We start from the raw sequence: 20589 nt of genomic DNA, 5'->3' as shown, positions 1-20589 counted from the left end.
CGCGACGAACCTCCGAGGCGGGGTCGACGCCCACCGAGGCAGGGTCGACGCCCTTCGGACATGGGGCGACGAGCCCGTCGGCCCGCCGCGATCCCGACCGTCAGCGGGCGGCAGCCTCCTCGCGGGCGTCCTGGTAGTCGCACACGTCCTCGTCGACCCAGACCTCGACGTTCTTGATCTCGGGCAGGTCGGAGGCCAGGAAGATCGGGTCCAGGCCCTGGGCGCGCTGGGCGTTGTAGTGCTTCAGCAGCTTCACCGCCGTGGGGGCCAGCAGCGCGATCACCACGAGGTTGATCAGCGCGATGAACACCATCGAGACGCCCGCGATGGTCCAGGCGAGGTCGACGGCGATCACGGAGCCCATCAGCACCAGCGCCACGACGGCGACGCCGAAGGCGACGTGCCAGCCCCGCTTCGAGGTCAGGAAGTGCATGTTCGCCTCCCCGTAGGAGAAGTTGCCCAGCACCGAGGTGAAGGCGAGCAGGAACATGATCGCCGCGAGCAGGACCGCGGCCCACGGCCCGAGAGTCGAGGACAGCGACTGCTGGACCATCATCAGTCCCTCACCGCCGGTGGAGACGTCGGGGAAGGAGACCAGCACGATGAACGCGGTGATCGAGCAGATCAGCAGGGTGTCGAAGTAGACGCCGAAGGTCTGGACGAGGCCCTGCTTGACCGGGTGGCTGACCGAGGCGGTCGCGGCGACGTTCGGGACCGAGCCCATGCCGGCCTCGTTCGAGAGCATGCCGCGCTGGACGCCGTTGACGATCACGGCGCCGATCCCGCCGCCGATCGCGGCCTGCGGGGAGACCGCCTCGGTGACGATCTGGCCGACCACGCGAGGCAGCTCACCCAGGTGCAGGCCGACGATGACGATGCCGATCAGCAGATAGAGACCCGCCATGATCGGGACCATGTTCTGGGCGACGGTCGCCACGCGGCGCATGCCGCCGAAGATGATTCCGGCGGTCAGCGCCGCGAGCAGGATCCCCAGCACAGGGGCGAGCCAGGGCAGGCCGTCGGGGTCGGTGTACAGGGCAACCGCGCCGGTGACGGCGTCGACGATGGTGTTCGCCTGCAGCGAGGTGAAGGCGAAGGCGAAGCAGAAGATGAACAGCACCGCGAAGAAGGCGCCGAAGCCGCGCGAGCCGAGGCCGCGGTGGATGTAGAAGGCTGGGCCGCCCTTGTAGGTGTCGTCCGCGCGGGTCTTCCACAGCTGGGCGAGGGTCGACTCGATGAAGCTCGCTGCGCCGGTGAGCACGCACATCACCCACATCCACAGCACCGCGCCGGGGCCGCCGAGGAAGATCGCGCCCGCAACGCCGGAGATGTTGCCGGTGCCCACGCGGGCCGCGGCGGAGACGGAGAAGGCCTGGAAGGCGCTGAGGGACTTCGAGCGCTTCGCGTCGGTGGCGGGGTCCTCGACCTCCTCCTGCACGGGCTTCTGCGCGATCGCGGAGAGCATCGCGGGGATCATCCGCAGCTGCACCACGCCGGTGCGGACGGTGAAGTAGAGGCCGAGGAGGATGACCACGGGCATCCCTGCCCAGGTCCACAGCCAGCCCTCGGCGCTGCCGAGGAACTCGTTGAGGGATTCGAGGGGGTTCATGGGCTCGACGGTAGCGGGAGGGGCGGGCTCTCCCCGGGCTCTCCTCCCGGCGGGCCGGGCGCCGGAGACCTTTACGCCCCCGCGCGCGCGACGCTCGTGGCCCAGTGCACGGACACGTGATGCACACCACTCCCGCCCTTGCGCACCTCGGATCCGCTCACTGGCCTGCAGGACAACACCGCAGGTCGCTACACATCGAACGGGGTTGTCGGACAATCCGTGGAGCGGACGCCAGATCGTCACGATTGCGTCACGACACACCGAGGGACCCCCTCCGCGCCCCGACCGGGGGGTCCCGATCGTCGCGTCGCCGGGCTAGCGTGGACGTCGATATGGGCCCGTTGACGACGCACAGCGCAGACCACCCTTCACCCACCGATCAGGCCGCGGGAGACAGCCCCGGCGTTCAGATCCGGCCTCCGTCCCTGGCCGACGGCGCCGCCATGTGGCGCCTGGCCCGCGACAGCGGCACGCTCGACCTGAACACCTCCTACGCCTACCTCCTGCTGGCCCGCGACTTCGCGGCCACCTCCCGCCTCGCCGTGCGGGACGGGGAGGGCGTGGGCTTCGTGCTCGGGTACCTCCGTCCCGCCGCACCCGAGACGCTCTTCGTCTGGCAGATCGCGGTGGACGCCTCCCAGCGCGGCAAGCAGGTCGCCGGCCGGATGCTCGACGCCCTGCTCGAGGACCTCCCGCAGGTGAGGCGGCTCGAGACCACCATCACGGAGGAGAACACCGCCTCGCAGCGGCTCTTCGCCTCCTTCGCCCGCCGTCACGGCGCGAGCGAGGAGATCACCGAGCTGATCACCGAGGAGCACTTCCCGGACGCCGGCCACGGCGCGGAGCTGCTCCACACGATCAGCCCCCTGCACGCCGGGAGCTGAGCTCCCCACCCGTGCCCCACCACCGGGCAGGGGCGCCTCCGCGCGCCCTCCTGCCCTCCGCAGACCACCGCACCACCCCACCCGAGGAGATGGCATGACCACGACCGCCCCGACCGAGACCACCGCGAAGCCCCAGCCGGCCGACCAGGCCGGCGCCCCTGTCGCCGACCCGACCGAGCTCGAGTCCGGCGTCCGCTCCTACTCCCGCGGCTGGCCCGCCGTGTTCACCCACGCCAAGGGCTCCGTGCTGACCGCCGAGGACGGCACGGAGTACATCGACTTCTTCGCCGGCGCCGGCACCCTGAACTACGGCCACAACCACCCCGAGCTCAAGAAGGTCGTCATCGACCACTACCTCGAGGACCGCGTGGTGCACGGCCTGGACATGTTCACCGACGTGCGCCGCGAGTTCCTGCAGACCTTCGACGAGAAGATCCTGAAGCCCCGCGGCCTGGACTACAAGGTCGCCTTCCCCGGCCCCGGCGGCACCAACGCGGTCGAGGCCGCGCTGAAGCTGGCCCGCAAGGTCACCGGGCGCGAGTCCGTCGTGAGCTTCACCAACGGCTTCCACGGCATGACCCTCGGCGCGCTGTCCGTCACCGGCAACTCGATGAAGCGCGGCGGCGCCGGCATCCCGCTGGTGCACTCCACCCCGATGCCCTTCGACGACTACTTCGGCCAGGTCGTCCCCGACTTCATGTACCTGGAGCGCCTGCTCACCGACGGCGGCTCCGGGCTGAACAAGCCCGCCGCCGTGATCGTCGAGACGGTGCAGGGCGAGGGCGGCATCAACGCCGCCCGCGCCGAGTGGCTGCGGGGCCTCGCGGACCTGTGCAAGGAGCACGAGATCCTGCTGATCGTCGACGACATCCAGATGGGCTGCGGCCGCACCGGCGGCTTCTTCAGCTTCGAGGAGGCCGGGATCGAGCCCGACATGGTCACCCTGTCGAAGTCGATCAGCGGCTACGGCCACCCGCTCGCGCTCACCCTGATCAAGCCCGAGCTGGACATCTGGGAGCCCGGCGAGCACAACGGCACCTTCCGCGGCTTCGGCCCCGCCTTCGCCACCGCCACCAAGGCCATCGAGCTGTTCTGGAGCGATGACGAGCTGCAGCGGTCCACCGAGGCCAAGGGCGCCTACGTCGAGTCGCGCTTCAACCGGATCGCCGCCCGCCACGCCGACCACGAGCTCGTGGTCAAGGGCCGCGGTCTCGCCCGCGGCCTGCAGATGCCCTCCGGCGAGATCGCCGGCGCGATCGCCGCGCGCGCCTTCGAGGAGGGCCTGCTGGTGGAGACCTCCGGCCCCTCCGACGAGGTCGTGAAGCTGCTGCCCGCGCTCACCATCCCCGAGGAGCTGCTCGAGAAGGGCCTGGACATCATCGAGGCCGCCGTCGACGAGGCCCTCGCCGCCGCCTGAGGCGCCACCGCCCGAGGCACCTCGAGCCCGAAGCGTCGGGGCCCGGAGGCCCGGGGTCCCCGAAGACCCCGGGTCCGACGGTCCCGCGCGCGGCCGCCTCGGCCCCGCTCCCCGTCGGCCCGTCGCCTCGCGCGTCGGGCCGACGCCCGCGGGTCGCCCTGCGCGCCCGCGGACCACGACCAGAAGATCCCACCGGAAGGACCACGAAACATGCTCGTTCGCACTCTCGCCGAGGTCGAGGACACCGACGCCGACATCAAGTCGGAGAACTGGCGCTCCAAGCGCATCATCCTGGCCAAGGAGGGCGTGGGCTTCTCCGTCCACGAGACCACCCTCTACGCCGGCACCGAGAGCTTCTTCTGGTACGCCAACCACATCGAGGCCGTCTTCATCACGCAGGGCGAGGGCACCATCGAGGACCTCGCCACCGGTGAGATCCACGAGCTGGCCCCCGGCACGCTGTACCTGCTCAACGACCACGACAAGCACAAGGTGCGCCCCCGCACCGAGATCAAGTGCGTGTGCGTGTTCAACCCGCCCGTGACCGGGCGCGAGGTGCACGACGAGAACGGCGTGTACCCGCTGATCACCGAGGACGCCTGAGCGTCCCGCCCGCGCAGCCCCTGGGCTGGACGGCCGACGGGCCCGGCAGGAGCGATGCTCCTGCCGGGCCCGTCGTGCATCCCGGGGCGCGGCCTCGGCGGCCGTGGGCCGCTGGGCGGGCGTCCGCATCGGACGCGTCGGTGCTGTGCGGGCGCGCCGGTCCGGCTCAGTCGCGGCCGCGGCGCACGAGCAGGATGATCACGCCGACCATCAGCAGCAGGAAGCCGAGCACGCCGCCGCCGATGGCCAGGAGGATCCCGCCGAGGCCTGCGAAGATGCCGCCGATCGAGACGGGCGGGCCGACCATCACGGGCGTGCCGCCGCAGTCGATCGTGTAGTCGCCGGCCTCCTCCGCGGTGAAGGAGTCGAAGGAGACCCACTCCCGCCCCTCGTTGCCGAAGCCGCTGGTCTGGATGGTGCCCTCGCCGACCGCGGGTCCGTCGATCGTGCACTGCGGAGCGGGTGTGCCCTCCTCGGCGTACAGCTGCACCGTCTCGTCGGCCTCGGCGGTGTAGGTGCCGGAGCCACTCTCGAGGATCTGGTACTTCTCGGCGCCACCGGCGACCTGCCCGAACCCGATCACGGCCGTCACGATCCCGATCACGAGGCTGAGCCCGATGATCACGGCGCCGAGGATGATCAGGACCTTGGGCGCCTTCGACGGCTTCTTCGCCGGAGCGGCCGCGGGCTGGTTCCAGCCGCCGGGCTGGGGCGCGCCGCCGCCGGCCGGGGGCATGCCGCCGCCGGGCTGCGCACCGGCCTGTCCCCATCCGCTCCCGGGCTGCGGGCCGGGGTGGTTCCACCCGCCGCTGGGCGGCGGGGCGAGCGGGCCGGAGGATGAGGGCGGCTGAGTCACGGGGTGCTCCTGGAGGGATCGCGCAGTGGGACGGTCACGAGGAGCGGATGCCGACCCCCGACGACACCGACAGGCTATCCGGCGGACGCCGCGGCCGGCAGGCACATCCGACAGGCACCTGCCGCGGCCGGCACGCCTAGACTCGCCTGCATGTCCGCTCCCCTCGTCCTCGCCGCCGATGTCGAGACCGAGCTGGTGGAGAAGAAGTCCCGCTTCCTCACCCGGCTGCACCGGGTGAGCGAGGTCGGGCAGGCCGACGCCCTGCTGCGCGCCGCCCGCGCCGAGCATCCCGGTGCCCGCCACCACTGCACCGCCCTCGTGCTCGAGGAGACGGCCGAGCGGGCCGAGGTCCATCGCAGCAACGACGACGGGGAGCCCTCCGGCACTGCGGGCATGCCGATGCTGCAGTCGCTGCTGCACGCGGACCTGGTGGACGTCTTCGCGGTCGTGATCCGCTACTTCGGCGGGGTGAAGCTCGGGGCGGGCGGGCTGGTGCGCGCCTACACCGCCGGCGTCGAGCGGGCCGTCGCCGCGGCGACGCTGCTGCGGCGCACGGAGCTGCTGGAGGCGCGGATCGAGGTGCCGCCGGCCGAGGCGGGGATCGCGGAGAACGCCGTGCGTGTCTGGGCCGCATCCCGCGGCGCGGCGGTCGAGCCCACCGCGTACGGGGCGCGCGCGGCGCTGCTCACCGTGCTCGTGGACCCCTCGGACCTCGAGGACCTGCGCGAGGACACGGCCCGCTGGTCCGCGGGGCGACGCACGGTGGAGGTCACCGGCCGTCGCACGGCCGACGTGCCACTGTGACGACCTCCCGCCGGGCGGCTCAGATGTCGTCCTCGAGCGCGGGGCCGCCCTCGTTCTCCCAGTTCTCGATGCGCTTGACGGTGCGGGGGTTGAACTTCTGGCGCACGCCGTAGCCGACGCCGGCCTCGTCGTCGGCCGGGAGGAACTCGACGCCGAGCTGCTCGAGGCCCGCGCGCAGCACACGGCTCCGCTCCTCGTCGAGATCCTGGACGCCTCGCTCGAAGGCGCGGACGTCCTCGGCCTCCAGCCCCGTGCGCGCCGCAATCACGGCGGCGGAGACCTGGGCGAGAGCGCGACCGGCGCGTGCGAGATCGGCGGTGATCAGCGGGGATGCGGTGGCCTGTGGGTCGGTGGAGGTCATGCCCTCAGCCTCGCCCATCGGTGCGGGGATTTCCAGCGTTCCCCTCCACGAACGGCGCCGCGCCGCCCCGGGTTCCCGGGACGGCGCGGCGGAGGTAGGGCGCGGACAGGCCGCGCCCCCAGGGATCAGACGCGGTTCTTGGTCGCGAGTCCGTAGATCACCATGACGACGATCGCGCCGATCACGGCGAGCAGGATCGTGCCGATGCTCCACGGGTTGCTCATGATTCCCGAGATGCCGTCGCCGCCGAAGAGGCTGCCGATGAAGCCGCCGACGATCGCGCCGATGACGCCGAGGACGATGGTCTTGCCAATGCCCATGCCCTGCTTGCCGGGCATGACGGCGCGGGCGAGGAGCCCGATGATCGCGCCGATGATCAGCCAGGAGATGATCAGACCGATGAGTCCCATGGTGAAACTCCTTGAGATCGGGGAAGGGTGTGCGTATCCAATGTAACGCTCTGTGCGTTCATGTCCCGGCATTCGCGACCGACCCATCGGTCGGAGCGTTGATCCGGTACTGCCTTCCCGGTCCGGCCGCCTCCCATGAATCGTCCCCTGCCGCTCGGCCCCTCCGCTGGTCCGCGCGCGTCCGCCCCTCCGCAGAGGGAGCGTTGCGGGATCGGAGAGGGAACACCGCGGGATCACGGCGGGAACGGACGGGGAACAGCGCGGGAACGACGCCGAGGCGGGACCGGGGCGAGCGCGCGACGGCGCCGGGACAGGACCGGTCGCGAACAGGGGCGATGCGTGCGAGTCACCTCGTCCACGCGGGTCACAGGGCACCCGAGGTCTCCTCGCCCCGCCTGGTCACGTCCCCCGGTCCGACAGGTCGGTAGGGGACAATCAGGGCGTGACAGACCCTCACCCCGCCCTCCTCCCTGCGCTCCTCGCCGGGGACCGCGCCCCGGCGCCCAGCACGCTCGTCGCGATCTTCCGCCGCGTCGTGGAGGCGCACGGCGACGCGCCCGCCGTCCACGCGGGCGCCGAGGTCCTCTCCTACACCGCGCTCGCCGAGGCCGCCTCCGAGGTCGCCGGCCGGCTCGCCGCGATCGGCACCGGGCCCGGCACGAAGATCGGGGTGCGGATCAGCTCCGGCACCACCGACCTGTACGTCGCGATCCTCGGGATCCTGCTGGCGGGTGCGGCCTACGTCCCGGTCGACGCCGACGACCCCGACGAGCGCGCCCGCGTCGTCTTCGAGGAGTCGGCCGCCCTCGCCGTGATCGGCGACGGCCTCGTCATCACCCCCACCGGGGCCGGGACCGCACAGGTCCCCGCCGGTGCGTCCGCCGCGCCGCGGGACCCCTCCCCCGAGGACGATGCCTGGGTCATCTTCACCTCCGGCTCCACCGGCAGACCCAAGGGCGTCGCCGTCTCCCACCGCAGCGCCGCCGCCTTCGTCGAGGCGGAGTCGCGGATGTTCCTGCAGTCGGCGCCGATCGGGCCGGGCGACCGGGTGATGGCGGGACTGTCCGTCGCCTTCGACGCGAGCTGCGAGGAGATGTGGCTGGCCTGGGCGTACGGCGCCTGCCTGGTGCCGGCGCCGCGCTCGCTGGTGCGCTCCGGCGTGGACGTCGGCCCCTGGCTCGAGGCGAACCGGATCACGGTGGTCTCCACCGTACCCACCCTCGTCTCCCTCTGGCCCGACTCGGCGCTGCGCGAGGTGCGGCTGCTGATCGTGGGCGGTGAGGCCTGCCCGCCCGAGCTCGCCGCCCGCCTCCAGGCACCCGGCCGCGAGGTGTGGAACACCTACGGCCCCACCGAGGCGACCGTCGTCGCCTGCGGCGCGATGCTCGACGGCACCGCGCCGGTGCGGATCGGCCTGCCCCTGGCCGGCTGGGACCTCGCCGTCGTGGACGGCGAGGGGAGCCCCGTCGCCCCCGGCGAGAGCGGCGAGCTGATCATCGGCGGGGTGGGCCTGGCCCGCTATCTCGACCCCGCCAAGGACGCCGAGAAGTACGCGCCCATGCCCACGCTCGGCTGGGAGCGCGCCTACCGCTCCGGCGACATCGTGGTCAACGACCCCGACGGGCTCCTCTTCGCCGGCCGCGCCGACGACCAGATCAAGCTCGGCGGGCGCCGCATCGAGCTCGGCGAGATCGACGACCAGCTGCTGCGCCTGCCCGGCGTGGTCGGCGCCGCGACCGCCGTGCGCTCCAGCCGTTCGGGCAACAAGCTCCTGGTCGGCTACCTGACCGTCGACGATTCCTACGACGCCGAGATCGCCCGCGGCCTGCTGCGCCGGCGGATGCCCGCCGCGCTCGTGCCGCGCCTGGCCGTGGTCGAGGACCTCCCCACCCGCACCTCCGGCAAGATCGACCGCGACGCGCTGCCCTGGCCGCTGCCCGGCTCCTCGGAGCGCAGCGCCGAGCTCTCCGGCACCGCCGCCTGGATCGCGGAGATCTGGGCCGACGTGCTCGGCGCCGAGGTCACCTCCGTGGGGGACGACTTCTTCGACCTCGGCGGCGGCTCCCTCACCGCCGCGCAGGTGGTCAGCCGGCTGCGCGAGCAGCATCCCGAGCTGACCGTCGGCGACGTCTACCAGCAGTCCTCCGTCGCAGCGCTCGCCGCGCACCTGGACGCGATGGGCTCCACCGCGGTGCGCAGCGACCGGACCGTCGCCCCGCTGCGCCGCCGCACCCAGCTCGCCCAGCTGCTGGCGCTGCTGCCGCTGCGCGGCCTCGCCGCGCTGCGCGGCATCACCTGGCTGATGCTCGTCTCCACCGTGCTCGCCGCGGTCACGGACGTGCCGTGGATCATCGCCTTCCCGCTGTGGCTGGTGATCCCGATGGCGATCGTGCTCGTCCTGCCCCCGGGACGGATGGCCCTCGCCGCCCTCCTCGCCCGGCTGCTGCTGCGCGGCGTCACCCCCGGCACCCATCCTCGCGGCGGGAGGGTGCATCTCACGCTGTGGATCGCCGAGCACGTCCAGGACGAGCTCGGGGCGAACTCCCTCTCCGGCGCCGTGTGGTTCCCCTGGTACGCACGGCTGCTCGGCGTGAAGCTGGGCAAGGGCGCGGACCTGCATGCCCTGCCGCCCGTCACCGGGATGCTCGAGATCGGGGACGGCGCCTCGATCGAGCCCGAGGTGGACCTGGCCGGCTACTGGATCGACGGGGACGTGCTGCGCATCGGCCCCGTCCGCATCGGGAAGCGGGCCCGCATCGGCGCCCGCAGCACCCTCGGCCCCGGTGCCCGCATCGGGAAGGACGCCGAAGTCGCGCCCGGCTCGGCCGTGCTCGGGAAGGTGCCGGCCGGCAAGTTCTGGTCCGGCTCCCCCGCCGCCCGGCGCGCCGCTGCCCGCGGCCCCTGGTCCGACGAGGCGCCGCCGCGCAGGCCGCAGTGGGAGATCGTCTACGGGGCGCTGTCGCTGCTGATCGCCGCGCTGCCCGGCCTCGGCGTGCTGGTGGGCGGGGCCGTGCTGCTCCCCGCCCTGCGCGGCGCGGACACCTTCGGGCAGGCCGTGCTCGCGGCCCTGCCGTGGCTGCCGCTCGCGGCGCTCGCCGGCTTCGCGGCCGTGGCGCTCGCGGTGCTGGTGCTCACCCGCCTGCTCGCCCTCGCCATCTCCCCCGGCCACCACCCGATGCGCTCCGCGGCCGGCGTGTCGATCTGGGCGACGCTGCGCCTGCTGGACGAGGCCCGCACCTGGCTGTTCCCGCTGTACGCCGGCGGGCTCACCCCGATGTGGATGCGGATGCTCGGTGCGAAGGTCGGCCGCGGCTCGGAGATCTCCACCGCCCTGCTCATCCCGAGCCTCGTCACCGTCGGCGACCACTCCTTCCTCGCCGACGACACGCTGGTGGGTCCCTACGAGCTCGGCGGCGGCTGGATCCGCGTGGAGCGGGTGAAGGTCGGCAAGCGCGCCTTCGTCGGCAACTCCGGCATGCTCGCCGCGGGCCGCAAGGTGCCCAAGCAGTCCCTGGTCGCGGTGCTCTCCGCCGCCCCGCGCCGCAAGTCCGCGAAGTCCGGCACCTCCTATCTCGGCTCCCCGCCGAGGACGCTGCGCCGCGCCGAGGAGGAGCACGACTCCGCCCTCACCTACGACCCTCCGAAGCACCTGCTGGTCCAGCGCGGCCTGGTCGAGACCGCGCGCCTGGTGCCGCTGCTGATCGCGCTGCTGCTGCCGGTGGCGGTCTGGGGCGCGGTGTACGCGCTGCTGCTGCGCGGCGGTCTCGGGATCCTGCTCGCCGTCCTGCTCGGCGGGGTCGTGCTGCTGCTGGCCGGCATCGTCGCCGCGACGATCACCGTGATCGCGAAGTGGCTGATCATCGGCCGGCACCGCCCGGGCGAGCACGCCCTGTTCACCGCCTACGTGTGGCGCTCCGAGCTCGCCGACACCTTCACCGAGGTGCTCGCCGCGCCGTGGTTCGCGACCTCGACCGCCGGCACCGTGGCGCTGAACCTGTGGCTGCGGGCGCTGGGCGCGAAGGTCGGCGCGGGCGTGTGGTGCGACTCGTACTGGCTGCCGGAGACGGACCTGGTCACCCTCGGCGACGGCGCGACCGTGAACCGCGGCTGCGTGGTCCAGACCCACCTGTTCCAGGACCGCGTGCTGAGCATGGACACCGTGGCCCTCGGCGAGGGTGCGACCCTGGGGCCGGGCAGCGTGATCCTGCCCGCCGCGGAGATCGACCGCCATGCGACCGTCGGCCCCGTGTCCCTGGTGATGCGCGGCGAGCGCGTGCCGCCCGGGACCCGCTGGACCGGCAACCCGATCGGCCCCTGGGCCGACGACGACGCCCCGCTGAACGGCACCGCCGATGAGCACGACGACGAGGACGACGCGCGCGAGCGCGAGCACGTGGAGGAGCGCGCATGAGCATCACCCGACCGGGCAGCGACCCCTATCTCCCGGGGCACGGCGACGCCTCCTACTCCGTACGGCGGTACGCGCTCGACCTCGCCTACAAGGTCGAGACGAACCGCCTGGACGGCACCGCGACCCTGAGCTGTCAGGTGCACGAGGACACAGGCGCCCTGCACCTGGACCTCTACGGCCTGCAGGTCTCCTCCGTGAAGCTCGACGGGAAGCCGGTCAAGCACAGCCACCACGGAGGCGACCTCACCCTGAAGTCCTCGTTCACCGCGGGGCAGGAGGCGACGATCGAGGTGCGCTACGGCGGCAAGCCGCGCCCGGTCCGCTCGCGCCTGCACGGGCCGACCGGCTGGGAGGAGCTGGAGGACGGGGTGATCGTCGCCGCCCAGCCGCACGGCGCCCCCTCCTGGTTCCCCTGCAACGACCGCCCCGACGACAAGGCCGTCTACGAGATCAGCCTGGCCGCGAACCCCGCCTATCACGTCGCCGTCTCCGGCGAGCTGGAGGGCAAGCGCCGCAAGGGCAACGCCACCACCTGGAGCTACCGCCAGGACGTGCCGATGCCGACCTATCTCGCCACGGTCCAGATCGGCCGGTACACCGAGGTGCCGCATCGCGGGGCATCCGTGCCGGTGCGCTCCCTGGTGCCCGCCGGGGTGGGCGCGAAGGAGCTCGCGCCGGGCTTCGCCCGGCAGCCCGAGATGCTCGAGCTGTTCACGCGCCTGTACGGCCCCTACCCCTTCCCCTCCTACACCGCGGTGATCACCGAGGACGAGCTGGAGATCCCGCTGGAGTCGCAGGCGCTGTCCACCTTCGGCCGCAACCACCTGGCCGAGGACTGGGAGGCGGAGCGGCTGATCGCCCATGAGCTGTCCCATCAGTGGTTCGGCAACGCCGTGACCCTGGAGCGGTGGCAGGACATCTGGCTGCACGAGGGCTTCGCCTGCTACAGCGAGTGGCTGTGGGCGGAGGAGACCGGCCGCTCCACCGTCGAGGAGGAGACCCGCCGCCACCATGCGGCGCTCGCGGAGCTGCCCGAGGACCTGCTGGTGGCCGATCCCGGTCCGGAGCTGATGTTCGACGACCGGCTGTACAAGCGCGGCGCCCTGGCCCTGCACGCCCTGCGCCGCCGCGTGGGCGACGAGACGTTCTTCTCGCTGATCCGGTCGTGGCTGGCGCAGAACCTCGGCGGCTCGGTGACCACCGAGATGTTCGAGGAGCACGCCGCGCGCGAGAGCGGCGAGGACCTCACGGACCTGTTCGCCGCGTGGCTCCACGACGAGGAGCTGCCGGACCTCACCGATCAGCCGGTCTCCCGCGAGCCCACCCATCGCGGGCTGCGGTCTCTGTTCCCTCGCAGTTGACGGCGGGGCGCGGTCACTCCTGCGCCAGCGCCACCTGCGCCACGAACCCTGCCGGCGCCCCGGCCTCGCGCAGATCGTGCTCCGCGAGGCGCACCTCGGACATCGGGGTGCGCAGCCCGGTGCCGAGGAGCTTGAGCACCGCCTCCTTGCCGGCCCAGATCAGGGCCCGGCCCTCGGCGGTGCGGTCCTGGCCGGCCTCCGCCGGGTGCAGCACGAGGGCGGGGTCCCAGCCGCGGTCGACCGCCGCGATCTCTTCGAGGTCCACCCCGATCCCGCCGCCGACGCGCACGGCGGTGAGCAGATGCGGGCCCGAGCGGGAGAGGCTCACGCCGAGCACCGGACGCGGGCTCGTGGCAGCGCCTCGCCCTGCGGCCGCCCGCCCGTCCGCCCTGCCCCAGTTTCCCGTGCCCCTGTCGGCTGTGCCCACGACCCGCGCCCAGGGCCGGCCGTGGGAGACCGCGCCGCAGGCCGGGCAGTGCCGTCCCACCCGGATCTCGTCGGGCTGCACGCCCACCACGTCGGCGACGTGGGCGGCGAGGGCCCGGTCGGCGTCGGCCGTGACGGGATGCAGACGCAGCGTGTCGGTGGGGAGACCGGCGCTCACGGCACGTACCGGTCGGGCGCGGACTCCAGCGGCACGAGCCAGCGCCAGGTCGTCACCGGGTCCTCCCGCACCGCGATCGGGTCGTGCACGATCGCGAGGCCTCGCCGACGCGGATCGACGGCCCGGAACAGGGCCTGCAGCAGCGGGTCGCCCCCCCGCGCAGGCGGATGGCAGGAGGCCCGGGGAGGCAGCGTGCTGCGTCCCCGGGCCCCCTCTGCGATAAGGGCTCAGAAGTCCCAGTCGTCGTCCTCGGTCTCGACGGCCTTGCCCATGACGTAGCTCGAGCCGGAGCCGGAGAAGAAGTCGTGGTTCTCGTCCGCGTTCGGGGAGAGCGAGGCGAGGATCGCGGGGTTCACCTCGACCTGGTCCTGCGGGAACAGCGCCTCGTAGCCGAGGTTCATCAGCGCCTTGTTCGCGTTGTAGCGCAGGAAGGTCTTGACCTCCTCGGTCCAGCCGACCGGGTCGTAGAGGTCCTCGGTGTACTCCTCCTCGTTGTCGTACAGCTCCATGAGCAGCGAGAAGGTGTACTCCTTCAGCTCCGCCTGGCGGGCGGCGTCGGCCTTCTCCACGGCCTTCTGGAACTTGTAGCCGATGTAGTAGCCGTGCACGGCCTCGTCGCGGATGATCAGGCGGATGATGTCCGCCGTGTTCGTCAGCTCGCCGCGGCTGGAGTAGTGCATCGGCAGGTAGAAGCCGGAGTAGAACAGGAAGGACTCCAGCAGGGTCGAGGCGACCTTGCGCTTCTCCGGGTCGTCGCCCTGGTAGTAGTCCATGACGATGTTCGCCTTCTTCTGCAGCGGCTCGTTGAACTCGCTCCAGCGGAAGGCCTCGTCGATCTGCTTGGTGTTCGACAGCGTCGAGAAGATCTGGGAGTACGACTTCGCGTGCACGGACTCCATGAACGCGATGTTGGTGTACACCGCTTCCTCGTGGGGCGTGATCGCGTCGGGGATCAGGGAGACCGCGCCCACGGTGCCCTGCACCGTGTCCAGCAGGGTCAGGCCCGTGAACACGCGCATCACCAGCTGCTGCTCGGACTCGGGCAGACGGTTCCAGGACTGGACGTCGTTGGACAGCGGCACCTTCTCGGGAAGCCAGAAGTTGCCGGTCAGGCGGTCCCAGACCTCCTGGTCCTTCGGGTCCGGGATCCGGTTCCAGTTGATCGCCTGGACCGTCGTCTTCAGGTGGTCGTTCACCGCAGCCTCACTTGCTCCTCAAGGGTCGTCGTCGTGTGCCCTCCAGTCTAGGCATCGAAGGCTCGCACGGGGCCCTCCGGCCCGCCGGGGAGAGGTGCTTCCCACCACCGTTCGAGAGCCCGATCCATGACTTTCGTCGTGGGGCGTGCGGGCGCCGGCGCACTAGCGTGACGGGCACGACGTCCGCCCCTCCGGAAGGCCCTGCTGTGACCTCCGCTCCCGTCTCCGCGCACGCTCCCGACCCCTCGTCCGCAACGGCCCCTGCGGTCGCGCCGCCCCGATCCCTCGCCCCCGATGTCGCGCGCGGGCTGATGCTCGCGCTGATCGCGGTGGCCAACGTCTCCTGGTACCTGTGGCGATCCTCGGAGACCGTCGGCGGAACCCCGCACATCCCGGCCGACGGGCCGCTGGACTCGATCGCGCAGGCGGTGATGACGATCGCGGTGGACCACCGGGCGATGCCGCTGTTCGCGTTCCTGTTCGGCTACGGGATGGTGCAGTTCTACCGCTCGAGGATCGACCGCGGCCTCGCCCCCGGCGCGGTGCGGGTGATGATGCGCCGCCGCCACTGGGCGATGCTGCTGCTGGGGGCGCTGCACGCGGCGCTGCTGTTCTACGGCGACATCCTCGGGGTGTACGCGGTCAGCGCGCTGGTGCTGGTGTGGTGGTTCTTCGGCCGGCGCTCGCGGACCCTGCGCATCTGGGTGATCGTGCTCGCGGCGGTGATGATGCTGTTCGCGCTGTTCAGCCTGCTCAGCGGCGTGGCGCTGACGTACTTCGTACCGGCCGAGGTGACTGCCGAGATGGCGGCGACGGACATGGGCACCGGTTTCGTCCGCCCCGTCGCCTACGACACCCCCTATCTCGTCTCGGTGCTGTACCGGCTCGGGCTGTGGGCGGTGTCGCTGCCCTTCGCAGCGCTGATGGGGGCGCCGCTGCCGATCCTGCTGGGCTGGCTCGCGGCCCGCCGACGGATCCTCGACGAGCCGTGGCGTCACGTGCGCCTGCTGCGGCGCACCGCGGTGATCGGCATCGCGATCGGCTGGCTCGGCGGCGTGCCGGAGGCGCTCGCGATCCTCGGCCTCTACGAGCTGCCCGCCGCGGCGCCGTGGATGCTGACGGGGCTCACCTCGCTCACCGGCATCGCCTGCGGGATCGGCTACGCGGCGCTGTTCGGGCTGCTCGCGCTCCGCCTCGAAGGCCGAAAGCCCGCCGACGAGGCGCATCGACCCGACCCGTCGGCCGACCGGGACCTCTCCCCCGCCGAGCGCGCCTACGGCGTTCCCCGCGCGGAGGCCGCCCCGGCCCGCACCCGCGAGCCCGGCGCGGTCGAGCGGACCCTCGCCGCGGTCGGGCAGCGCTCCCTGACCTTCTACCTCTTCCAGTCGCTGCTGCTCGCGCCGCTGATGGCCGCCTGGGGGCTCGGGCTCGGCGGGACGCTCTCCACCGCCCCGGCGCTCGCGATCGCCTTCGCGGTGTGGCTGGTGTCCCTGCCGATCGCGGCCTGGATGGGCGCGCGCGGGATCCGCGGACCGGCCGAAAGGCTGCTGCGGCGGATGACCTACGGGAAGATCGACGCGGCGCCGGCGACGCGGTGAGGCCGGACGGCCCTGACGCCATGCCGCCGGCTCAGCCTCCCTGGTACAGGGCCTCGTGGAGGCCGACTCACCGCGCGCCCGGCTCCTCCGCCACACGCTCCAGCAGCAGTCGCGCCTGCCGACGGCTCTCCTCGAGCTCGTGGTCCAGGTACGGTCTCACGGCCGCATCGAGTCCGACGGGGAGCGCGTCGAGCGGGAGGCGCCGGACACGGCGCATGAGGTGCGGGGCGACGGCGGGGTCCTCGAGCTCGCCGAGGGCGACCTCGAGCAGCTCGGGGTGACGTCGGGACACCTTCCTCGCCACGAGCCATTCGAGGATCGGGGCGCGCCCCTCGCCGAGGCTGCGATCGCACCCCAGCCGTGACATCACCGCCCGGTGCTCCGGGTCCGACGGCGAGGCGGTCGTGGACAGGAGGAGCATCACGCCACGCAGGTGAACCGCGCTCCCCGGCTCCGCGGACTCGAGATGGATCGCCGAGATCCGGAAGGCCTCCTCCGTCGGCGCTTCCGGGGTGATCAGCGAGCGCGCGAGAGCGCTGAGCATCTGCGCCCGGTCACGGGGAGCCGGGAGGGCGACCTTCGCATCGAGGTTCTCGTACCAGTCCAGCAGCGTGGGAATCAGCTCCGGGTAGCGCACGGAGTCATTGGAGGTCTCGGTGATCGTGCGCACGGGAGCCCCTTGTCTCCGCGCCGCACGCCGCAGGGAGCGGTTCAACCTCGCGAATGCCCGGCCACGAGCCGATCCCGCATCGATCATGACCCTCGGCTCCCCTCCCCCGCTCCGGTCCCTCCGCGAGCTCCTCGCCCGCATCCTCACACACGGGCCCCGGCACAGCGAGACAATGACCCCATAGTCCCCTTGCCGTACTACGCCTGTCGTAGTATCTTCTTCGCAGTACGCACCACTGCACCACGACGAGAGGCAGGGACCCGATGTGATCGGAGCCGATGCCATCCGCGGGCACATCGACCTGATCCTGCTGTCGATCCTCGAGGACCGCCCCTCCTACGCCTACGAACTCTCCAAGACCATCACCGACGGCTCCCGCGGCGAGTACCTGATCAAGCAGACCACCCTGTACACCGCGGTCAAGCGCCTCCAGTCCCAGGGTCTCCTGGACAGCTACGAGGACGTCTCCACCTCCGGCAAGCCGCGCACCTACTACAAGCTCACTGCCGCCGGCCTCGAGCAGCTCGACGTCAAGCGCACCGAATGGCGCAGCACGCGGGCCCTCGTGGACCGCTTCGCGGACGGGAAGGACACCTCGTGACCGTCATCGACTCCTATCTCGACACCCTCTTCGCCCCCTACCCGGACTCGCCCCGTCTGCGCGAGGCACGCGCCGAGCTGCGAGCACTGATGGAGGACCAGCAGCAGGCGCTGATGGACGCCGGCCGCACCGAATCCCAGGCCGTCGGCGCCGTGATCGCGGAGTTCGGCAGCCTCGACGAGGTCGCCGCCGAGCTCGGCATCACCGCGGAGCTGGACGGCACCGCGGCGGGCACGGCTCCGACGGCACCGACGATGCTCAGCACCGAGCGCGCCGAGGAGTACGTGGAGGCCGTGCGCCGCGGACGGTGGATCCCCGCCGTCGCGATCCCCCTGTTCGTGCTCTCCGCGCTCCCGCTGCTGCTCCTGATCGCCGTGGGCGGCGAGGAGCCGTCGGGCTGGGCGCTCGGCGCGGGGCTCACCGCGCTGCTGGTCCTCGTCGCCGTCGGCGTGATGCTCCTGGTGCTCCAGGGCAGCCGGATGGAGGAGTTCGAGGACATCGACGAGGCCCGCTTCTCCCCCACCCCGGCGGTGCGGGAGATCGCCCGCGACCTGCGCCGGGAGCACCGTCGTGAGCGCACCCTCGCCACGGGCGCCGCGATCATGCTGTGGATCCTCGCCGCGGTGCCGGTGATCCTCATGGGCGTCCTGACCGACTCCGGCTCGCTGGCCCCGCTGTACGGGGTGTGCGCGACGCTGGCGATGGTCGCGCTCGGGCTGTGGATCCTGCTGCGGTCGGCCTGGTCGGACACCGCCGCGGCCGCGCTCCTGCAGGAGGAGGACGAGGACGACCTCTCCGCCACCAGCACCTCCCCCGCGATCCGGGTGGTCGCCGCGGTGTACTGGCCCGTCGCCGCCGCGATCTACCTGGCCTGGAGCTTCCTCGGCGGCGAGTGGGGGATCAGCTGGGTCGTCTGGCCGATCGCCGGCGTGCTCTACGCGGGCCTCTGGTCGGCGAGCGCGGCGCTCGGCTCGGCGGCGGACGACACCCGCTCGCGCACCCGCCGGGCATGAAGAACGGCCCGCCCCCGGATCTCTCCGGGAGCGGGCCGTGTGCCGCGGGTCAGGCCGTCACAGCATGCAGCTGACGCAGCCCTCGACCTCGGTGCCCTCGATCGCCATCTGGCGCAGGCGGATGTAGTACAGGGTCTTGATGCCCTTGCGCCAGGCGTAGATCTGCGCCCGGTTGACGTCGCGCGTGGTGGCGGTGTCCTTGAAGAACAGCGTCAGCGACAGGCCCTGGTCCACGTGCTGCGTGGCCGCGGCGTAGGTGTCGACGATCTTCTCGTAGCCGATCTCGTACGCGTCCTCGTAGTACTCGAGGTTGTCGTTGGTCATGTACGGCGCGGGGTAGTACACCCGGCCGATCTTGCCCTCCTTGCGGATCTCGATCTTGGAGACGATCGGGTGGATCGAGGAGGTGGAGTGGTTGATGTAGGAGATCGAGCCGGTGGGCGGCACGGCCTGCAGGTAGGCGTTGTACATCCCGTGCTCGGCGACCTCGGCCTGCAGCTGCTTCCAGTCGTCCTGGGTGGGCAGGTGCACGTTCGAGTTCGCGAACAGCTCGCGGACCTTGTCGGTCGCGGGCTCCCACACCTGCTCGGTGTACTTCTGGAAGTACTCGCCGGTGGCGTACTTCGAGTTCTCGAAGTCGTAGAACCTCTCCTGGCGCTCCTTCGCGAGCTTCATCGACGCGAGGATCGCGTGATAGGTGACCGCGTAGAAGTACATGTTGGTGAAGTCGATGCCCTCCTCCGAGCCGTAGAACACCCGCTCCCGGGCGAGATAGCCGTGGAGGTTCATCTGGCCGAGGCCGATGGCGTGGGACTTCCGGTTGCCCTCGGCGATCGTGGGCACGGACTCGATGTCGGAGGTGTCCGAGACCGCGGTGAGGCCGCGGATCGCGGTCTCGATGGTCTGGGCGAAGTCCGGGGAGTCCATCGCCTTGGCGATGTTCAGCGAGCCGAGGTTGCACGAGATGTCCCGGCCCATCTCGTCGTACGTGAGGTCGACGTTCATGGTGGAGGGCGTGGAGACCTGCAGGATCTCGGAGCACAGGTTCGAGTGGGTCACCTTGCCGGCGATGGGGTTCGCACGGTTCACGGTGTCCTCGAACATGATGTACGGGTAGCCGGACTCGAACTGGATCTCGGCGAGGACCTGGAAGAAGTCGCGGGCCTTGATCTTCTTCTTCGAGATGCGGGGGTTGTCCACCATCTCGTGGTAGACCTCCGAGACGTTCACGTCCGCGAAGGGCTTGCCGTACTCGCGCTCCACGTCGTACGGGGAGAACAGGTACATCGGCTCGTTGTTCTTCGCGAGCTCGAAGGTGATGTCGGGGATCACGACGCCGAGGGAGAGGGTCTTGATGCGGATCTTCTCGTCGGCGTTCTCGCGCTTGGTGTCCAGGAAGCGCAGGATGTCGGGGTGGTGGGCGTTGAGGTACACCGCACCGGCGCCCTGACGCGCGCCGAGCTGGTTGGCGTAGGAGAAGGAGTCCTCGAGCAGCTTCATGACGGGGATGACGCCGCTGGACTGGTTCTCGATGTGCTTGATCGGCGCACCGTACTCGCGCAGGTTCGACAGCAGCAGCGCGACACCGCCGCCGCGCTTGGACAGCTGCAGCGCGGAGTTGATGGAGCGGCCGATGGACTCCATGTTGTCCTCGATGCGCAGCAGGAAGCACGAGACGAGCTCGCCGCGCTGGGCCTTGCCGGCGTTGAGGAAGGTGGGGGTGGCCGGCTGGAAGCGGCCGTCGAGGATCTCGTCGACGAGGTTGCGGGCGAGCTGCTCGTCGCCGCGGGCGAGGGTCAGGGCGACCATCACCACGCGGTCCTCGAAGCGCTCGAGGTATCGCTTGCCGTCGAAGGTCTTCAGCGTGTACGAGGTGTAGTACTTGAACGCGCCGAGGAAGGTGGGGAAGCGGAACTTCTTCGCGAAGGCCTGCTCGGAGAGCGACTCGATGAAGGAGAACTCGTACTGCTCGAGCACCTCCGGCTCGTAGTACTTGTTCTCGACGAGGTAGTCCATCTTCTCGCGCAGCGAGTGGAAGAACACCGTGTTGGGGTTCACGTGCTGCAGGAAGTACTCCCGCGCGGCCTCGCGGTCCTTCTCGAACTGGATGCTGCCGTCCGGTCCGTACAGGTTCAGCATCGCGTTCAGCGCGTGGTAGTCGAGCTGCCTGTTGTGCTCGACCGGGGGCATC

General features: G+C 71.4%; 17 protein-coding genes. 9 read left to right on the top strand and 8 right to left on the bottom strand.

Features of this window, described 5'->3' with window-relative positions; translation table 11 throughout:
• Positions 1 to 100 precede the first annotated feature (100 nt).
• Positions 101 to 1609, bottom strand: coding sequence for an alanine/glycine:cation symporter family protein (locus DS079_RS11265; RefSeq protein ID WP_126987724.1), 1509 nt, complete (start codon positions 1607 to 1609; stop codon positions 101 to 103).
• A gap of 443 nt (positions 1610 to 2052) precedes the next feature.
• Here DS079_RS11265 and ectA point away from each other — a divergent pair, with 443 nt between their 5' ends.
• The 3 genes from ectA (at position 2053) to DS079_RS11250 (ending at position 4513) form a co-directional block, all read left to right on the top strand.
• A complete protein-coding gene (ectA, locus tag DS079_RS11260) occupies positions 2053 to 2493 on the top strand; it encodes a diaminobutyrate acetyltransferase (protein WP_241237628.1) in 441 nt (146 codons plus the stop codon).
• A gap of 94 nt (positions 2494 to 2587) precedes the next feature.
• Positions 2588 to 3910, top strand: coding sequence for a diaminobutyrate--2-oxoglutarate transaminase (gene ectB / locus DS079_RS11255; RefSeq protein WP_010550449.1), 1323 nt, complete (start codon positions 2588 to 2590; stop codon positions 3908 to 3910).
• Between the two features lie 210 nt (positions 3911 to 4120).
• Positions 4121 to 4513: an ectoine synthase gene (locus DS079_RS11250; protein WP_062947514.1), complete on the top strand. Its 393-nt coding sequence runs from the start codon at positions 4121 to 4123 to the stop codon at positions 4511 to 4513.
• A gap of 166 nt (positions 4514 to 4679) precedes the next feature.
• Here the strand turns inward: DS079_RS11250 and DS079_RS11245 are convergent, their stop codons facing one another.
• Entirely contained in the window at positions 4680 to 5369 is a 690-nt protein-coding gene (locus tag DS079_RS11245) for a hypothetical protein (protein ID WP_241237627.1), read from the bottom strand.
• A gap of 150 nt (positions 5370 to 5519) precedes the next feature.
• Between DS079_RS11245 and DS079_RS11240 the strand changes: the two genes are divergently transcribed.
• Positions 5520 to 6173 (top strand): IMPACT family protein, encoded by a 654-nt coding sequence (locus DS079_RS11240; RefSeq protein WP_126987718.1) that lies wholly within the window; start codon positions 5520 to 5522, stop codon positions 6171 to 6173.
• A 19-nt stretch (positions 6174 to 6192) separates the two neighbouring features.
• Here DS079_RS11240 and DS079_RS11235 read toward each other — a convergent pair whose 3' ends face one another.
• Both DS079_RS11235 and DS079_RS11230 read right to left on the bottom strand, forming a co-directional pair.
• A complete protein-coding gene (locus DS079_RS11235; RefSeq protein ID WP_126987715.1) occupies positions 6193 to 6534 on the bottom strand; it encodes a hypothetical protein in 342 nt (113 codons plus the stop codon).
• 125 nt (positions 6535 to 6659) lie between these two features.
• Positions 6660 to 6944 (bottom strand): GlsB/YeaQ/YmgE family stress response membrane protein, encoded by a 285-nt coding sequence (locus tag DS079_RS11230; RefSeq protein WP_126987712.1) that lies wholly within the window; start codon positions 6942 to 6944, stop codon positions 6660 to 6662.
• A 442-nt stretch (positions 6945 to 7386) separates the two neighbouring features.
• On the opposite strand from DS079_RS11230, the gene DS079_RS11225 reads away from it, so the two are divergent.
• Entirely contained in the window at positions 7387 to 11355 is a 3969-nt protein-coding gene (locus DS079_RS11225) for a Pls/PosA family non-ribosomal peptide synthetase (RefSeq protein ID WP_126987709.1), read from the top strand.
• Positions 11352 to 12716 carry a M1 family metallopeptidase gene (locus tag DS079_RS11220; RefSeq protein ID WP_126987706.1) on the top strand — a complete coding sequence of 455 codons (1365 nt, stop codon included), beginning with the start codon at positions 11352 to 11354 and terminating at the stop codon, positions 12714 to 12716. The genes DS079_RS11225 and DS079_RS11220 overlap by 4 nt, the downstream gene beginning before the upstream one ends.
• A gap of 13 nt (positions 12717 to 12729) precedes the next feature.
• On the opposite strand, the gene DS079_RS11215 is transcribed toward DS079_RS11220, so the two are convergent.
• Positions 12730 to 13320: a 4'-phosphopantetheinyl transferase family protein gene (locus DS079_RS11215; protein WP_206516162.1), complete on the bottom strand. Its 591-nt coding sequence runs from the start codon at positions 13318 to 13320 to the stop codon at positions 12730 to 12732.
• A gap of 227 nt (positions 13321 to 13547) precedes the next feature.
• Entirely contained in the window at positions 13548 to 14516 is a 969-nt protein-coding gene (gene nrdF / locus DS079_RS11210) for a class 1b ribonucleoside-diphosphate reductase subunit beta (RefSeq protein WP_053917064.1), read from the bottom strand.
• A 206-nt stretch (positions 14517 to 14722) separates the two neighbouring features.
• Here nrdF and DS079_RS11205 point away from each other — a divergent pair, with 206 nt between their 5' ends.
• Positions 14723 to 16114: a DUF418 domain-containing protein gene (locus DS079_RS11205; protein ID WP_126987703.1), complete on the top strand. Its 1392-nt coding sequence runs from the start codon at positions 14723 to 14725 to the stop codon at positions 16112 to 16114.
• 67 nt (positions 16115 to 16181) lie between these two features.
• Here the strand turns inward: DS079_RS11205 and DS079_RS11200 are convergent, their stop codons facing one another.
• On the bottom strand, positions 16182 to 16784 hold the full coding sequence (locus DS079_RS11200) for a hypothetical protein (protein ID WP_126987700.1): 603 nt from the start codon (positions 16782 to 16784) through the stop codon (positions 16182 to 16184).
• 265 nt (positions 16785 to 17049) lie between these two features.
• Here DS079_RS11200 and DS079_RS11195 point away from each other — a divergent pair, with 265 nt between their 5' ends.
• Positions 17050 to 17385, top strand: coding sequence for a PadR family transcriptional regulator (locus DS079_RS11195; RefSeq protein ID WP_010550462.1), 336 nt, complete (start codon positions 17050 to 17052; stop codon positions 17383 to 17385).
• Positions 17382 to 18398: a permease prefix domain 1-containing protein gene (locus DS079_RS11190; protein ID WP_126987697.1), complete on the top strand. Its 1017-nt coding sequence runs from the start codon at positions 17382 to 17384 to the stop codon at positions 18396 to 18398. The genes DS079_RS11195 and DS079_RS11190 overlap by 4 nt, the downstream gene beginning before the upstream one ends.
• A 57-nt stretch (positions 18399 to 18455) precedes the next feature.
• Here the strand turns inward: DS079_RS11190 and nrdE are convergent, their stop codons facing one another.
• Complete coding sequence (gene nrdE, locus DS079_RS11185) at positions 18456 to 20588, bottom strand: class 1b ribonucleoside-diphosphate reductase subunit alpha (RefSeq protein WP_126987694.1); 2133 nt, start codon at positions 20586 to 20588, stop codon at positions 18456 to 18458.
• Position 20589: the final 1 nt, after the last annotated feature.

Source organism: Brachybacterium paraconglomeratum (assembly GCF_003994255.1).
Taxonomy (GTDB): Bacteria; Actinomycetota; Actinomycetes; order Actinomycetales; family Dermabacteraceae; genus Brachybacterium; species Brachybacterium conglomeratum.
The sequence above is the reverse complement of the archived record's forward strand: the minus strand, read 5'-3'. Positions and strand labels throughout refer to the sequence as shown.

What these genes read in the sequence shown, in the direction of transcription:
- DS079_RS11230 (WP_126987712.1), bottom strand. Translation starts at nt 6,944, where the DNA reads ATGGGACTCATCGGTCTGATCATCTCCTGGCTGATCATCGGCGCGATC.
- DS079_RS11235 (WP_126987715.1), bottom strand. Translation starts at nt 6,534, where the DNA reads ATGACCTCCACCGACCCACAGGCCACCGCATCCCCGCTGATCACCGCC.
- DS079_RS11240 (WP_126987718.1), top strand. Translation starts at nt 5,520, where the DNA reads ATGTCCGCTCCCCTCGTCCTCGCCGCCGATGTCGAGACCGAGCTGGTG.
- nrdE (WP_126987694.1), bottom strand. Translation starts at nt 20,588, where the DNA reads ATGCCCCCGGTCGAGCACAACAGGCAGCTCGACTACCACGCGCTGAAC.
- DS079_RS11220 (WP_126987706.1), top strand. Translation starts at nt 11,352, where the DNA reads ATGAGCATCACCCGACCGGGCAGCGACCCCTATCTCCCGGGGCACGGC.
- DS079_RS11250 (WP_062947514.1), top strand. Translation starts at nt 4,121, where the DNA reads ATGCTCGTTCGCACTCTCGCCGAGGTCGAGGACACCGACGCCGACATC.
- ectA (WP_241237628.1), top strand. Translation starts at nt 2,053, where the DNA reads ATGTGGCGCCTGGCCCGCGACAGCGGCACGCTCGACCTGAACACCTCC.
- DS079_RS11265 (WP_126987724.1), bottom strand. Translation starts at nt 1,609, where the DNA reads ATGAACCCCCTCGAATCCCTCAACGAGTTCCTCGGCAGCGCCGAGGGC.
- ectB (WP_010550449.1), top strand. Translation starts at nt 2,588, where the DNA reads ATGACCACGACCGCCCCGACCGAGACCACCGCGAAGCCCCAGCCGGCC.